Source organism: Sphingobium sp. TB-6 (genome assembly GCF_012927365.1).
GTDB lineage: Bacteria > Pseudomonadota > Alphaproteobacteria > Sphingomonadales > Sphingomonadaceae > Sphingobium.
Genome location: NZ_JABBGL010000002.1, coordinates 1 through 13,391, shown reverse-complemented (window position 1 = coordinate 13,391; position 13,391 = coordinate 1). Strand labels below are relative to the sequence as shown.

The 13,391-nt window shown below is 62.7% G+C and carries 15 protein-coding genes and 1 pseudogene; 12 read left to right on the top strand and 4 right to left on the bottom strand.

What is annotated here, in order from left to right:
• The first annotated feature begins 61 nt into the window (after positions 1–61).
• The 10 genes from HHL26_RS03025 (at position 62) to HHL26_RS02980 (ending at position 8,774) form a co-directional block, all read left to right on the top strand.
• Positions 62–805: a flagellar basal body rod protein FlgF gene (locus HHL26_RS03025; protein WP_066554641.1), complete on the top strand. Its 744-nt coding sequence runs from the start codon at positions 62–64 to the stop codon at positions 803–805.
• A gap of 63 nt (positions 806–868) precedes the next feature.
• Positions 869–1,654 (top strand): flagellar basal-body rod protein FlgG, encoded by a 786-nt coding sequence (gene flgG, locus HHL26_RS03020; protein ID WP_066554635.1) that lies wholly within the window; start codon positions 869–871, stop codon positions 1,652–1,654.
• A gap of 8 nt (positions 1,655–1,662) precedes the next feature.
• A complete protein-coding gene (locus tag HHL26_RS03015) occupies positions 1,663–2,340 on the top strand; it encodes a flagellar basal body L-ring protein FlgH (RefSeq protein ID WP_066561389.1) in 678 nt (225 codons plus the stop codon).
• A 14-nt stretch (positions 2,341–2,354) separates the two neighbouring features.
• Entirely contained in the window at positions 2,355–3,452 is a 1,098-nt protein-coding gene (locus tag HHL26_RS03010) for a flagellar basal body P-ring protein FlgI (protein ID WP_176392355.1), read from the top strand.
• Positions 3,452–3,775, top strand: a complete 324-nt coding sequence (locus HHL26_RS03005) for a rod-binding protein (protein WP_066554631.1) — start codon at positions 3,452–3,454, stop codon at positions 3,773–3,775. Before HHL26_RS03010 ends, HHL26_RS03005 begins: the two co-directional genes overlap by 1 nt.
• The gene (gene flgK, locus HHL26_RS03000; protein ID WP_066554629.1) at positions 3,772–5,106 is read left to right on the top strand and encodes a flagellar hook-associated protein FlgK; all 1,335 of its coding nucleotides are present in this window, start codon (positions 3,772–3,774) and stop codon (positions 5,104–5,106) included. Before HHL26_RS03005 ends, flgK begins: the two co-directional genes overlap by 4 nt.
• Before the next feature lie 18 nt (positions 5,107–5,124).
• Positions 5,125–5,970: a flagellin gene (locus tag HHL26_RS02995; RefSeq protein WP_066554627.1), complete on the top strand. Its 846-nt coding sequence runs from the start codon at positions 5,125–5,127 to the stop codon at positions 5,968–5,970.
• A 245-nt stretch (positions 5,971–6,215) separates the two neighbouring features.
• Positions 6,216–7,079 (top strand): flagellar motor stator protein MotA, encoded by an 864-nt coding sequence (gene motA, locus HHL26_RS02990; protein ID WP_066554621.1) that lies wholly within the window; start codon positions 6,216–6,218, stop codon positions 7,077–7,079.
• Positions 7,080–7,082: 3 nt separating this feature from the next.
• Complete coding sequence (locus HHL26_RS02985) at positions 7,083–8,138, top strand: flagellar motor protein MotB (protein ID WP_066554617.1); 1,056 nt, start codon at positions 7,083–7,085, stop codon at positions 8,136–8,138.
• A gap of 141 nt (positions 8,139–8,279) precedes the next feature.
• Complete coding sequence (locus tag HHL26_RS02980) at positions 8,280–8,774, top strand: hypothetical protein (protein ID WP_066554613.1); 495 nt, start codon at positions 8,280–8,282, stop codon at positions 8,772–8,774.
• Between the two features lie 293 nt (positions 8,775–9,067).
• Here the strand turns inward: HHL26_RS02980 and HHL26_RS02975 are convergent, their stop codons facing one another.
• The 4 genes and pseudogenes from HHL26_RS02975 to HHL26_RS02960 all read right to left on the bottom strand — a co-directional run bounded on the left by HHL26_RS02975 (position 9,068) and on the right by HHL26_RS02960 (position 12,154).
• Entirely contained in the window at positions 9,068–10,420 is a 1,353-nt protein-coding gene (locus HHL26_RS02975) for an ATP-binding protein (protein WP_066554611.1), read from the bottom strand.
• Positions 10,417–10,599, bottom strand: a pseudogene (locus tag HHL26_RS02970) (winged helix-turn-helix domain-containing protein); the annotation flags it as partial. The pseudogene HHL26_RS02970 and the gene HHL26_RS02975, both read right to left, overlap by 4 nt.
• Positions 10,600–10,763: 164 nt before the next feature.
• A complete protein-coding gene (locus HHL26_RS02965) occupies positions 10,764–11,087 on the bottom strand; it encodes a hypothetical protein (RefSeq protein WP_240962318.1) in 324 nt (107 codons plus the stop codon).
• A gap of 626 nt (positions 11,088–11,713) precedes the next feature.
• On the bottom strand, positions 11,714–12,154 hold the full coding sequence (locus HHL26_RS02960) for a hypothetical protein (protein ID WP_066553439.1): 441 nt from the start codon (positions 12,152–12,154) through the stop codon (positions 11,714–11,716).
• 162 nt (positions 12,155–12,316) lie between these two features.
• On the opposite strand from HHL26_RS02960, the gene HHL26_RS02955 reads away from it, so the two are divergent.
• Together HHL26_RS02955 and HHL26_RS02950 are read left to right on the top strand one after the other, a co-directional pair.
• Positions 12,317–12,556, top strand: a complete 240-nt coding sequence (locus HHL26_RS02955; protein ID WP_066553442.1) for a type II toxin-antitoxin system ParD family antitoxin — start codon at positions 12,317–12,319, stop codon at positions 12,554–12,556.
• Positions 12,553–12,879 carry a type II toxin-antitoxin system RelE/ParE family toxin gene (locus HHL26_RS02950; protein ID WP_066553445.1) on the top strand — a complete coding sequence of 109 codons (327 nt, stop codon included), beginning with the start codon at positions 12,553–12,555 and terminating at the stop codon, positions 12,877–12,879. Before HHL26_RS02955 ends, HHL26_RS02950 begins: the two co-directional genes overlap by 4 nt.
• Positions 12,880–13,391: the final 512 nt, after the last annotated feature.

The window sequence follows — 13,391 nt, the reverse complement described above, 5'->3', positions numbered from 1 at the left end:
ATTCCCGCGTAGGCGGGGATGACAGGATTGTTTCCGGCACCCGCAAGAACAGGACTCACCCATGGACCGGCTCGTCAACACGGCACTCACCGCGATGCGCGGCGCGATGGCGCGGCAGGCGGCGATCTCCAACAATCTGGCGAACGTCAACACGACCGGCTTTCGCGCCGAAATCGCCAATGCCGAGACGCGCTGGATCAAGGGCGACAGCCTCAACACGCGGGCGCAAGCGTCCGAACAGGTGATCGCCGCCGACATGGCGCAAGGCGCGGTCACGGAAACGGGCAATCCGCTGGACGTGGCCCTGAACGGCGATGCAATGCTTGCCGTTCAGGGTCCGGACGGCGGCGAAGCCTATACGCGCCGCGGCGACCTGAAGGTCACCGACAGCGGCCTGCTCACGACCGGCGACGGCCTGCCCGTGCTGGGCGAAGGCGGCCCCATCACCCTGCCGCAGATGGACAGCGTCTCCATCGCCAAGGACGGCAGCATCTGGGGCGTGCCGCAGGGCGGCGACCCCGCCAATCCGCAGCAGGTCGACAAGCTGAAACTGGTCAGCCCGGTCGGCTCCGGCATCGCCAAGGGCACGGACGGGCTGTTCCGCGAAGTGAATGGCGGCGCGCTGCCCGACGATCCGCTCGCCAGCGTGACCGGCGGTTCGCTGGAAGGATCGAACGTGAACGCGACGTCCGCGCTGGTGCAGATGATCGAGGCCAGCCGCGCCTGGGAAACCCAGGTCAAGATGATCGACACCGCCAAGCAGCTCGACGACGGCGGCGCATCGCTGATGCGCCTCGACAGTTAATGGTTAATTTTGGCACGATCTTTGCTTTGAAGTCCGCATGAGCCTGCCTCACGGAGATAGACGATGACCAACGCAGCCCTTCATGTCGCCCGCACCGGCCTTGACGCGCAAAACACGAAGATGCGTGTGATCGCCAACAACCTGGCGAACGTCAACACCACCGGCTTCAAGCGCGACCGCGCCGATTTCGAAACGCTGGCCTATCAGCAGATCGTGGCGGCGGGCGCCAACAGCGACAGCCAGAACAAGTTCGCCACCGGCCTCAACCTCGGCTCGGGCGTCTCGTTGCAGGGCACCAGCAAGATCAACGAGCAGGGCACGCTGAACCAGACCGGCAATACGCTGGACATGGCGATCGAGGGTTCGGGCTATTTCCAGGTGCAGCAGCCCGACGGCTCCATCGCCTACACCCGCGCGGGCAATTTCACGACCACGGCCGAAGGCACGGTCGTCACCAGCGACGGCCTGCCGCTGATCCCGCAGATCACCGTGCCGCAAGGCGCGAGCGTCACCATCGGCAATGACGGCACCGTCTCCGCCACGCTTCAGGGGCAGACCGAACCGACCCAGCTCGGCCAGATCGAACTGGCGAGCTTCATGAATCCGGCGGGCCTGACCGCTGTCGGCGGCAATCTGCTCAAGGAAAGCGCCGCCAGCGGCACGCCGCAGGTCGGCGTCGCGGGGCTGGATGGCCGGGGCGTTGTCCGCTCGGGCTATCTCGAAACCTCGAACGTCAATGTCGTGGAGGAGCTGGTCGACATGATCGAAACCCAGCGCGCCTATGAGGTCAATTCCAAGATGATCAAGGCGACCGACGAGATGCTCCAGTACGTCAACCAGCAATTGTGAGGATGACGATGCGCCTCGCTTTGGCCTCCCTGCTCGCCCTGTCGATGGTCACTCTTGCCGCCTCCCCGGCCATGGCCGGCAAGAAGCGCGATGCCGAGCGGCAATTTTATGCCCCCACGGTCGTTGCCGCTCCTGCCGCGCCTGCGGCCAACGGTTCGATCTTCCAGGCGTCGATGGGCTACACCCCACTCACCAGCGGGGCGCGGGCGACCAGCGTCGGCGACATCATCACCATCGTCCTGGTCGAAAGGACGCAGGCGACCAAGAGCAACAGCGCCGACACCAAACGCGACGGCAGCATTGCGCTGACGCCGCCCAGCACCGGCCCGTTGTCGAAGCTCTTTTCCGCCAGCGACATCGGCTCCAGCGGCAGCAATGCCTTCACCGGCAAGGGCGCCGCCACCCAGTCCAATGCGCTGAATGGCGAGATCACCGTGACGATCGCGGCGACCTATCCCAACGGCACGATGCTGGTGAAGGGCGAGAAGGCGCTGACGCTCAATCGCGGCGACGAATATATCCAGATCAGCGGCCTCGTCCGTCAGGCCGATATCGGCCCGGACAACCGCATCGCCTCGACCCGCGTGGCCGACGCCAAGATCATCTACACCGGCAAGGGTGAGATCGCCCGCGCCAGCCGTCAGGGCTGGTTGCAGCGCTTCTTCTCCATGATCAGCCCCTTCTGATGGACATGCAAGCCATGACCCGCCTGTTTCGCTTCCTCCTGCCCCTGATGGCGCTGCTGGCGGCTCCCGCCCATGCCGAGCGGATCAAGGATCTCGGCACCTTCCAGGGCGTGCGTCCCAACCAGCTCACCGGGTACGGCATCGTCGTCGGCCTCGCGGGCACCGGCGACGACAGCCTGGACTATGCGACGCAGGGCATGAAGGGCGTGGTCTCGCGTTTCGGCCTGACGCTGCCGCAGGGGATCAATCCGGCGCTCAAGAACGCGGCGGCGGTCCTAGTGACGGCGGACCTGCCCGCCTTCGCCAAGCCCGGCCAGCGGCTGGACGTCACCGTCTCGGCGCTCGGCAAGGCCAAGTCGCTGCGCGGCGGCACGCTGATCATGACCCCGCTGCGCGGCGCGGATAACGAAATTTACGGCATGGCGCAGGGCAACCTCGCCGTCGGCGGCCTCGGCGTGTCCGGAGCGGACGGCAGCCAGGTGTCGGTCAACATTCCCTCCGCCGGGCGCATTCCGGGCGGAGCGACCGTCGAACGCGCCGTAGCCACCGGCTTCGACACCGCGCCTACCCTCACCTTCAACCTTTCGGAAGCCGACCTCACCACCGCCCTCCGGGTGGCGGACGGCATCAACCGCACCTTCGGAGATCACCGCGCCAAGGCCACGGACGCCGTTTCGGTCTCCATCGACGCCGCGCCGGGTGCCACCGACCGCGTCATGATGATGGGCCTGATCGAGAATATCGAGGTCTCGCCCGCCGATGCGCCCGCCAAGGTGATCGTCAACGCCCGCACCGGCACGGTCGTCATCAACGGCGCGGTGAAGATCCATCCCGCCGCCATCGCGCACGGGAAAATCACGGTCAGCGTCAATGAATCGCCCCGCGTCGTCCAGCCCGCGCCCTTCTCTCAGGGACAGACGGCAGTGGAGCAATCCAGTTCGATTTCGATCGATCAGGAAAAGAGACCGATGATTAATTTTAAAGGTGGAGCCTCTTTGGCCGATATAGTCAAAGCGGTGAACGCCATCGGCGCCTCCCCCGCGGACATGGTCGCGATCCTCGAAGCCTTGAAACAGGCGGGCGCGTTGAAGGCTGAACTGGTGGTGTTGTGATGCAGATACACTCGACTTCGACGGCGGCGGCTCAGGCCGGCGGAACCCAGAGCAAGGCGTCGCTGGAAAAAGCCGCGCAGCAGTTCGAGGCGATCTTCCTGCGCCAGATGATGGGCGCGATGCGCTCTGCCAGCCTGGCCGAAGGCATCAGCGATTCCAGCGCCACCGATCAGTTCCGCGACATGGCCGACGCCCGCACCGCAGACAGCATGGCGAGCCGGGGCACGCTCGGCATCGCTGAAATGCTGATGCACCAGTTCGGCGCGAAGCTGGGCGCATCCAGCCCCGCCGCTGCGGGCCAGGCTGAAGGCAAGGTTGAATGAGCGACCTCTTCATCATCGGCGCGTCCGGCACAAAGGCCTATCGCACCGCAATGGCGGCGGTGGCGGAGAATATCGCCAACGCCAGCACGGAAGGCTATTCGCGCCGGTCGGTTACGACGATCGAGTCCGGTTCCTCCACCGCGACCATGGCCGTCTATATTTCCCGCGGCAATTTCGGCGGCACTGATGTCAAGAGCGTCAACCGCGCCACCGATCCCTATCTGGATGCGACGGTACGCTATACCAATATGCAGCTCGGCAGCGCGGTGGCGCGGATGCGCTGGCTGACCGATTCGGAAACGGCGCTCAACGACACGGAAACCGGCGTCGGCCAGCTCATGACCGGCATGTTCCAGAATATGGACAAGCTGGCCGCCCGCCCGAACGACAACTCCCTGCGCGTGACGACGCTGGACAGCATCAGCCGCGTCGCGCAAGCGTTCCAGCAGACGGCGGCGGATCTGACCCAGGTGTCGAGCGGCATCGCGACCGAAGCGCAGGCGTCCGTGACGACGATCAACCAGGCGCTCTCGGCGCTGGCCGACATCAACAACAGCCTGCTGCGCGCGGCGCCGGGCACTTCGGCCTATGCGCAACTGCTCGACGGGCGCGACGCGGCGCTGGGCACATTGTCGTCCAATCTCAATATCGACGTCAGCTTCGGCGCGCATGATCAGGCGCAGGTCACGCTGAACGGCCAGACGCTGGTGCAGGGCAGCAGCGCCACACCTCTGGCCCTTACCGTCAATAGCAACGGCACGCTGGCGCTGGCGACGAGCGGCGGCACCGCGCTCGCCGTGCCGACCAGCGGCGCGCTGGGCGGACTTTTTTCCGTCGCCGTTACCGTGGCCGATCGGCACGCCAGCCTCGACACGCTGGCGCAGCAGTTCGTCACCGACATGAACGCGTGGCATGCCCAGGGACGCACCGATGCAGGCGCCGCCGGCGCGGCGCTGCTGTCCGGAACCACCGCCGCCAGCGTCACCGCGCTGATCAGCGACCCGGCCCAGCTTGCCGCCAAATCGTCGGACGGCACGCCGAACGGCAATCTGCTGACCGTTTCGGCGTCTCTGCGCGGCAATGGCAGCGTCGAACAGGGCTGGACCGCGCTGATCGCGACCCATGCCAACCTCCTCTCCTCCACCAAGGCCGAGCAGACCACGGCGCAGAGCCGCAGCGATCAGGCCGTGTCCGCGCGCGAAGCGGTGAGCGGCGTCGACCTCGACATGGAGGCGGCCGATTTGTTGCGCATCCAGCAGGCTTATTCGGGCAGCGCGAAGATCCTTCAGGTCGCGAAGGAAACCGTCGACGCGATCCTGCAGATCATCTGAAGGGCAAGGAACCGAACCATGGTAGGCATCACCAACAAGACCCTTCTGGCCGAAATCCGCCGTCAGCAGCAGCTCTCCCAGGGCATTGTCGACGGCCAGACCGCTATTTCGACCGGCAAGACGCTCACCAAGCCATCGGACAATGCGCTCGCCTGGGTGCAGGTGTCGGACATCGGCCGGGCGCAGGCGCAACAGGCCGCCTGGCAGTCCAATGTCAGCACCGGCACGACACGCGCCGCCAATGCCGAATCCAATCTCGGTGAGATGAACACGCTGCTGACCCGCGCGCAGGAACTGGTGACGGCAGCGCGCAACGGATCGCTGAACGACGCCAGCAAGACCGCGATCATCGAGGAAATGAAGACGATCCGCACGACGGTCGATTCGCTGCTCAACCAAAAGGATTATAACGGCGTCCCAACCTTCGACGACGGGCAGAGCGTGCTCGTTCCGGTGAGCCGCGGCCTTAATCTCGCGGTGGTCGGCACCCGGCAGGAAGTGTCCGAAGGGATCGACGTGAACGGCACGCCGATGACGCTGGACGACATATTGGGCCAGAGCATCACAGCCTTGCAAAGCGGCACCGACACCGATGTCATCGCCGCGCTGGACGCCATAAAGGCGGGGCAGAATCACGTCATCTTGGAACAGACCAAGCAGGGCGTGCGCAGCGACCGGCTGGACGTGATCGGCACGCGCCTCACCGATATCGACATCGATCTCAAGGAACGGCGCGCCGATCTGGAATCGACCGATCTGACCGAGGTCATTTCCTCGGTATCGGCCAAACTGCTCCAGTTGAATGCAGCGCAATCCGCCTTTGCGCGGATCAACCAGCAGACGCTGTTCGATCTGATCAAATAAGCAATAAGCTGTCGGGCTGACTTGGCTCCGTGCTCCTGCTCTCGCGGGAGCACGCCGCGCTTATATGACGCCATCCCCCTATAACATACTGAAATGTTTTTATTTCCTGTCGGCAATACCGCCACGGATTTTTCGACTGGCGCCCTAAACCATCAGATAACCAAGCCGTATTAACCAATCGAGAGCGTCTTTCATGCGATGCTTCGATCAAGACGGCGCCTTCGGGCAGAATTTCGGGGATAATCATGTTCGCAATCATCGGCCTGGTCGTGCTGCTCGCCATGGTGTTCGGCGGCTTCATCTTTACAGGCGGCGACATCGGCCCGGTTCTGCATGCGCTTCCCCATGAAATGATCATCATCGGCGGCGCGGCCGTCGGGGCGCTCATCATCGGCAATTCGGGGGCGGACCTGAAGGCGCTGGGCGGCGGACTGGGCAAGGTGTTCAAAGGGCCGAAATACAAAAAGCAGGATTTTCTCGACTGCATCTTCCTCGTCTCCAAGCTGATGAAGACGCTGCGGGTTGAAGGGCCGGTGGCGCTGGAGCCGCATATCGAGGACCCGAGCAGCTCGGTCATCTTCTCCGAATATCCCCGCCTGATGGGCGACAAGACGCTGATCCACCTGATCAGCGACACGCTGCGGCTGGTGGTCGTCTCCTCCGGCACGCTCGATCCCCATGCGGTCGAGGAGGTCATGGATAATGCGCTCAAGACCCATCATCATGAGTCGCTGAAGCCCGCCGACAATCTTCAGGGACTGGCCGACGCGCTTCCCGCGCTGGGCATCGTCGCGGCAGTGCTGGGCGTGGTGAAGACCATGGGTTCGATCGACCAGCCCCCGGCCATATTGGGCGGCATGATCGGTTCGGCGCTGGTCGGCACTTTCCTGGGCGTGTTGCTCGCCTATGGCATGGTCAATCCCTTCGCCAATCGCTGCCGCGCCGTGATCGAGGCGGACGGGTCGATGTACCATGTCGTCAAGCAGATCATCGTCGCCTCGCTGCACGGTCATCCGCAGCCGCTGGTGATCGAGGCGGCGCGCTCCAGCCTGACCCATGCGAACCAGCCGGCCTTTGCCGAAGTGTTCGACGGCATGCGGGGCAAATAAGCCATGGCGGAGAAGAAGCGCGGGGCGAACGAGCCCGAACCCCGGCCGATCATCGTCAAGAAGATCATCGTCGAGGGCCATGGCGGCCATCATGGCGGCGCGTGGAAAGTGGCCTATGCCGACTTCGTGACGGCGATGATGGCCTTCTTCCTGCTGATGTGGCTGCTGGGCGCGACCACGGAAAAGCAGCGCAAGGGGCTGGCGGACTATTTCACGCCGACGCTGGTGCAAATGAAGGAAAATTCGGCCGGCTCCAACGGCATGTTCGGCGGCGACAGCATGATGGGCAAGGAAAATTACCCGACCACCGGCGGTCAGGGCAATCTGGCCATCACCATGCCGCGCGACGCGTCGGGCACGAAGGATCAGGGCGGCAAGGCCACCAAGGCGGCCGACCGCGCCAAGTTCGAATCGATCAAGAAGGAACTGGAGGCGCGCATGGCCCGCCGCCAGGGCATCAACAAGCTGCGCAAGAATGTCCGCTTCACCGAAACGCGCGAAGGGCTGCGCATCGACCTGATCGACGAGGCCGATTTCGCGATGTTCGCCATGGGGACCGACCGGCTGCTGCCGCAGGCCCGCGAACTGGTGGACGAGGTGGCGAAGACAATCCAGACCATGCCCAATCCGCTGATCGTGCGCGGGCATACGGACGGGCTGCCCTATAGCTCGGGCCAGACGATGAACAATTGGATGCTGTCATCCGCCCGCGCCGAAGCGACCCGCAAGGCGCTGGCTGCAAGCGGCATCGGCAATGACCGCTTCGCCCGGATCGAGGGCGTGGCCGACCGCGAGCCTTTCGCGAAGGGCGATGTCTACGATCCGCGCAACCGGCGCATGTCGATCATCCTGGGGTGGAGCCGGGGTGCGGGGGACAGCGATTCGGATGAGCAGGTTGACGCGGAAACCAAGGCGGCGATCAAGGAACGCGACAATCCGATGACCATCGCCCGCAGTGAAGCGCAGAAGCTGGACATGGGCGGAACGAGTCTGCCTGCCGGGGCGCAGTTGCTCAACCCAACCGCGAAGGGCACCTCGAACAAGCCTGGCAAGCATTGAGGCGAATTGGCTGATTTGGGTGGCTTTGCGACTGACTGCAATTCGATACAAAAACGTCCATAGCAGTCATGCGTCAGAGGGATTATTGAACCTGTGATATCGGATCAACAGCAACAATTTCAGAAAGCCATATATCGGAGTTTGCTGCGCGTCACCCTCGTTTGGGGCGTCGATCTCGACAATGCCAAGTCCAATCCCGTTTTTTGGCACGACGGGGCATTGAACTATATCTCACCCATGTCTCATGATGAAGCGGTGTTTGATTACCTTCGAGGCAGAGGATTGATGAGCGAGGGGCATAATCACGCTCACCGGCTCGAATTTCTATTCGATAAACTTGATGAAGTGGCCGACGCCGACTTCACAAGGGGTTTGGATTTCGAAGAAGTTTTAGGTTTTCTGGTAATGCAACTGGCTTATCGGTTTAATTATTTGAGCCTATCTCAACATGGCGAATTTCGGTTGCAAACTGGCAACGACGAGAGGGACAATGAGGTCAACGCACTTCTGCGGCAAATATCGGCGTTGGGCTATTTAGAGGAAGTATCGCAGCAATCCGCTGCGAGCGCTTATCGATGGACGAATAAAGCCGCACCCATGCTCAAAAAATATTTATTTTGCGAGTTAAAGGAATAGCGTCCGCTATGTGCGGCACAAGCTCGATCGTCTAACGTCCGCTAGTGGTCGATTTCAGCCCCTCCCCTTATGGCCCAAGCCAAGCCTCAACTCACCCGTAACCCAATGGCCACAGGCTCCTCACAAAAACATCCTATTACTCCATCAACGCACAATTAAGCCTGTCCTATTCCGCGCCGACCGGCCTATCCCACATCCCTTCTTTGAAACGTCCGACACATCACGCCCTCACGCCTACGCGCGCCCAGGCACGCGCGCGCATACACTGTGAACTTCGGCGGAAAATGGCCATTTCAAGCCGGCAAAACCAAACTCGCCTCCAACCCTCCCTGCGCCCGGTTGGCCAGTTTCAACGCTCCGCCATGCTCCGCCATGATCGCCCGCACCAGCGCCAGACCCAGCCCAGCCCCCCCGGTTTCCCGATTGCGCGAGCCTTCGAGCCGGGTGAACGGCTCCATCATCTCCTCCATCCGATCCTCGGATATGCCGGGGCCGTCATCCGCCACGATCATGCGGATCACATCCTCGCCCCGCTCCACCGAGACATGCGCCCGCTCGCCATAGACGATGGCGTTTTCAATGAGATTGCGCAGCGCCCGGCGAATCTGCTGCGGGCGCACATTGGCGACTGCGCGGTCGCTATCGGCCAGATCGACCGGCGAACCCAATTCCAGAAAATCCTCGACCACCGCATCGGCCAGCGCCGACAGGTCGACCTTCTGCCGGGCCTCGCTGCTGCGGCCCGCGCGGGCCAGCGAGAGGATATCCTCCAGCATCCGGTTCATTTCCTCGATCGTCTCGGACATGCGGGCGCGCTCGCCCTCGTCCTCGACCGATTCGGCCCGCACCCGCAGCGATGCCAGCGGCGTGCGCAGATCATGGCCGATCGCGCCCAGCATCCGGTCCTTCTCGTTCAGCATCGCGAAGATGCGGCTGCGCATGGCATTGAAGGCCATGGTGAGTTGTCGGACATCGCCGGGACCGCGTTCCTCGACCGGGTCCGCCGATCCGGTGCGGGCGAATTGCTCCGCCGACCCAGTCAACTGTTTCAATGGCCGCGCCAATCTGCGCCCCACCCACAGCAGCGGCAGCAGCACGATCCCGTACAGGATCAGCGTCTGCCCCACCAGCCATCCGCCAAAGCGCGGCGGCCGGTCCCCGATGCGCGCCTGCGTCAGCGCCCATTTGCCGGGCTCATATTCCACCGCCATGGCGAGGCGCGCCATGCGCATATTGCCGGGCCTTCCCCCGGCCGCCCGCCGACGGAAATTGTCCCAGCGCCGCGGCGGCAGCGCCTGGCTCTGTTCGACCGCATGAATGGAACGGACCGCAAGGCCGATATCGTCGAACATCGCCTTGGCACGACGTTCGACATCGGGGCGGGGTTGTCCCTGCAACACCGGCGCGGCGGCAAGGAAACGCACGCGGCCCCGCCGGTCGGTGTCATCGCCGCGCCGGTCCGGCCGGTTGTCGAGCGCGTCGACGATCCGATAGACGCCCGGCGCGGTCTGGGACGTCAACTCGATCCGCTGGCGTTCGCGCAGCAGCAGGGCAAAATTGATCGCCTGCGCCACGAACAGCGCCAGCGCGACCAGGATGATGATCTGGCCGACAAGGCTTTGCGGCCAAAGACGCAGCCGCTTCACAGCCTGCGCACATCCGCGGACAAAGTATAGCCGCCGCCCCAGACCGTCTTGATCAAGGTGGGATTTCTGGGGTCCGGCTCGATCTTCTTGCGCAGACGGCTGATCTGGTTGTCGATCGCCCGGTCGAAGGCATTGGCCTCTCGCCCCTGGGTGATGTCCAGCAACTGGTCGCGGCTCAACTGTGGATCGGCCTGGAGACGGAACCCGCTTAGATTTCGGCCAAGCCGCTGAAAGTGAACTAAAAATGCTACGGCGCCGGGGTCCCGATCGGCGCCGGTTCGAACCCCAGCACTATCTCAATTTCGCACGTTATTTCAGATAGTTGTGCTGCGCAAGGGCAGGGTTACGCATCGGCGCCGATCCACATGCCCAATGGGCGCATTTTGCCATTGCCCTTGGGGATATAGACCCGTCTGACCGGTCGGGGGCGGTAAGTGCCATCGGCCACCTGCCGGGCGAGATTGGCTAACCTCTCTAGCGTCATGCCGTCGAAGCTTTGCCCGTCAACGCCCGGTGTCGCGGCACCCCGGTTCCGGGACACTTTGACATAGGCCCGTTCGTAGAGATGCGACGATCTCAACAGACGGTGAAGACCATTGACCCGCTTTCCCGCCCGCGACAGGGCCGGAAGAGTTTCGAGCCTTCTCAGGATAATAGCGGTCTGCATCAGCAGTTCCTTTCCATCGATTGGTCGAGTTACGCAGAACTGCCGTCCTTCCCCCGCACTGGGCGGATTTCACGGGCGATCACTCGCCGCTTATACCGCCGGTCCGTCCACCTCGCGGTGGCTGTCCCGGTCATTACACCGGGCATTTGAGTACTATGACGGCTCCGTCGCCATGCAGGTCCGATACGCTGGCCTGTTTAGGCGATCCCGTAGTTGCACGAGGAGGAGTCGCGATGCATTTAGGTGTCCCGTTCGTTTCCTTGATCCCCTGACCGGGGCTGCGCCGTGCAGACTGGCGGCGATTCACTGGGCCGTGCTCCTCGCCCTGCACGAAATGGCGTGTCATCCGCGTTCGCCATCGCTTACCTATTAACCGCTGGAACCTGGGATTCAGACAATCCAGTCTTCACCATGCGCACCTTACCCGGAGGTCAGCCGCCCGACTGCGGAGTCAGGCTTCGATCCTTTCACCGACATGCTATGGTCCCGTTTCCCTTTCGGAATCTCAGCCGGTTCATCACCGGCACCGGTAAGTCGGTCGGGTAGAAACTGTGCCAGTAAGTTTCGTCCGGTAGAACACTCCTTTCTTCTCGCGCCACAACGGCGCACTCCCTGCCGGGCAACGATCACTGACGCGCGCCCTGACGGATCGCCAGTGGACATCGCTTGGGCAGCGATGGCGTCGGCCGGTCCCGGCTAGGCGGTGTGGGTTTCGTGTAGAGGGTGAACTGATACTTGTCGTTGAGCGGTGTGGTGGCGGTCAGTCGACAGTAGGTTGCGAGATGCGCCATGAGGCCCTGGAAGCTGTGGACGGGGAGGCCGCTGGTGGTCTTGTGGGTGGCTTCCTTCTGCTTGGCGGCCGGGAATCGCTGGGCCTTTGTGACGACGTCCTGGCACAGAGCCTGGGCGGCCACGGGGTCGGTTTCGCGGTAGAGCATGGGGGCGAGCTTTTCGAGCATGTGGTGCTCGACATAATAGGCCAGCATGCAGAGCAGGACGTGGGCCTTGCCCAGATATCTCTCGGCTTGAGTGGGCGCTTCGGCCCTATATTCTGCCCTGCATTCCAAGGGCGCCGATCGTGTATGGCGGGGTCGAGGTCCGAATGTCCCATGATAGTTCTCCGATGGCCAGAATTGGCCGATCGGAGGATATCGGAACGGTGCCGTGTACGGCGATTTGCCCCCCGTGACATCTTGCCAAATTTTGCCAAACCCGTTATATCACAGTCCATGTCGACGATGAACATCTCGCTTCCGGATGCGCTCAAGGCGTTTGTGGATCAGCAGGTTAACGTGCGTGGTTACGGCACGAGCAGCGAGTATGTGCGGGAATTAATCCGCAAGGATCAGGACATTCAGCGCCTTCGCGAAATGCTCCTGGACGGCGCCAGTTCTGCAGCCACAGCGCCAGCCGACGCCGGATATTTCCAAGGCCTTCGTGACCGTGTGACGCAACGCACGAGGTCGTGACTGGAAAACCGGTCATACCGCGCGCCAAAGCGCGGGCGGATGTCGACCTTGCGGTCGAGCATTACGCGGCCGAAGCTGGCGCGGATGTGGCTTTCAGTTTCATTGATGCGCTTGAACAGGCCTATATCTTTATGGGGGAAATGCCGGCGGCAGGATCTCCGCGATGGTCTCATGAGCTGAACTTACCCGGGTTGAGGACCATAGGGCTGAAAGGATTTCCTTGGCTTGCTTTCTACCTTGAATTGGAGACCCATGTGGATGTCTGGCGCGTGCTTCATGCCAAGCGGGACATGCCAGCTTGGTTGGCCGATGTAGGCGATTAAAACGCCGACAGAACTGCCGTTTACGTCTTCGAGGCTGATTTCTGAAATCCGCACTCTCGCGCGTGTCTCGGTAAATGGTCAGGACGCCGGAGCCTATCTCGCAGGTCTGGGACTCGCCAGGTGGTGGCGGTAAGAGGCCGCGACCCCCCAATCCTTCGAGCCATTATGTCCGGTTCCGACCAAGATACATCGTTTTTCGGCGACCCTGCGGATGTCTGCAGTCGACAGAAGCGGCCGTTGCAATATAAATCGCACGAGTGCGCGCTATGTTAGGATGGTGGTGCGATGGCGTGCCATTTCAGCGCATCAAGATGAATCTGGAATGTTGTGATCTGCCGGGGCGATCGTCCAGTCGCCGATCCGCGAAAGTGGGGCTGTCAGGAATTTCGTGTGCGGCGAGGCGGTTGACCATCAGGCCGTCATGGCCCTGATGAAGCGTTCGCCGAAGAGAACGGCAAATTGCGCCTTCGCCATGTTCCACTCGCGCGGCGGCATTTTCCACTCTTTCTCCG

Coding starts and splice junctions, on each gene's coding strand:
- HHL26_RS03010 (WP_176392355.1), top strand. CDS start 2,355: ATGACCCGCCTGTTTCGCTTCCTCCTGCCCCTGATGGCGCTGCTGGCG.
- HHL26_RS03025 (WP_066554641.1), top strand. CDS start 62: ATGGACCGGCTCGTCAACACGGCACTCACCGCGATGCGCGGCGCGATG.
- HHL26_RS03005 (WP_066554631.1), top strand. CDS start 3,452: ATGCAGATACACTCGACTTCGACGGCGGCGGCTCAGGCCGGCGGAACC.
- HHL26_RS03015 (WP_066561389.1), top strand. CDS start 1,663: ATGCGCCTCGCTTTGGCCTCCCTGCTCGCCCTGTCGATGGTCACTCTT.
- motA (WP_066554621.1), top strand. CDS start 6,216: ATGTTCGCAATCATCGGCCTGGTCGTGCTGCTCGCCATGGTGTTCGGC.
- HHL26_RS02985 (WP_066554617.1), top strand. CDS start 7,083: ATGGCGGAGAAGAAGCGCGGGGCGAACGAGCCCGAACCCCGGCCGATC.
- flgK (WP_066554629.1), top strand. CDS start 3,772: ATGAGCGACCTCTTCATCATCGGCGCGTCCGGCACAAAGGCCTATCGC.
- HHL26_RS02955 (WP_066553442.1), top strand. CDS start 12,317: ATGTCGACGATGAACATCTCGCTTCCGGATGCGCTCAAGGCGTTTGTG.
- HHL26_RS02995 (WP_066554627.1), top strand. CDS start 5,125: ATGGTAGGCATCACCAACAAGACCCTTCTGGCCGAAATCCGCCGTCAG.
- flgG (WP_066554635.1), top strand. CDS start 869: ATGACCAACGCAGCCCTTCATGTCGCCCGCACCGGCCTTGACGCGCAA.
- HHL26_RS02965 (WP_240962318.1), bottom strand. CDS start 11,087: ATGCAGACCGCTATTATCCTGAGAAGGCTCGAAACTCTTCCGGCCCTG.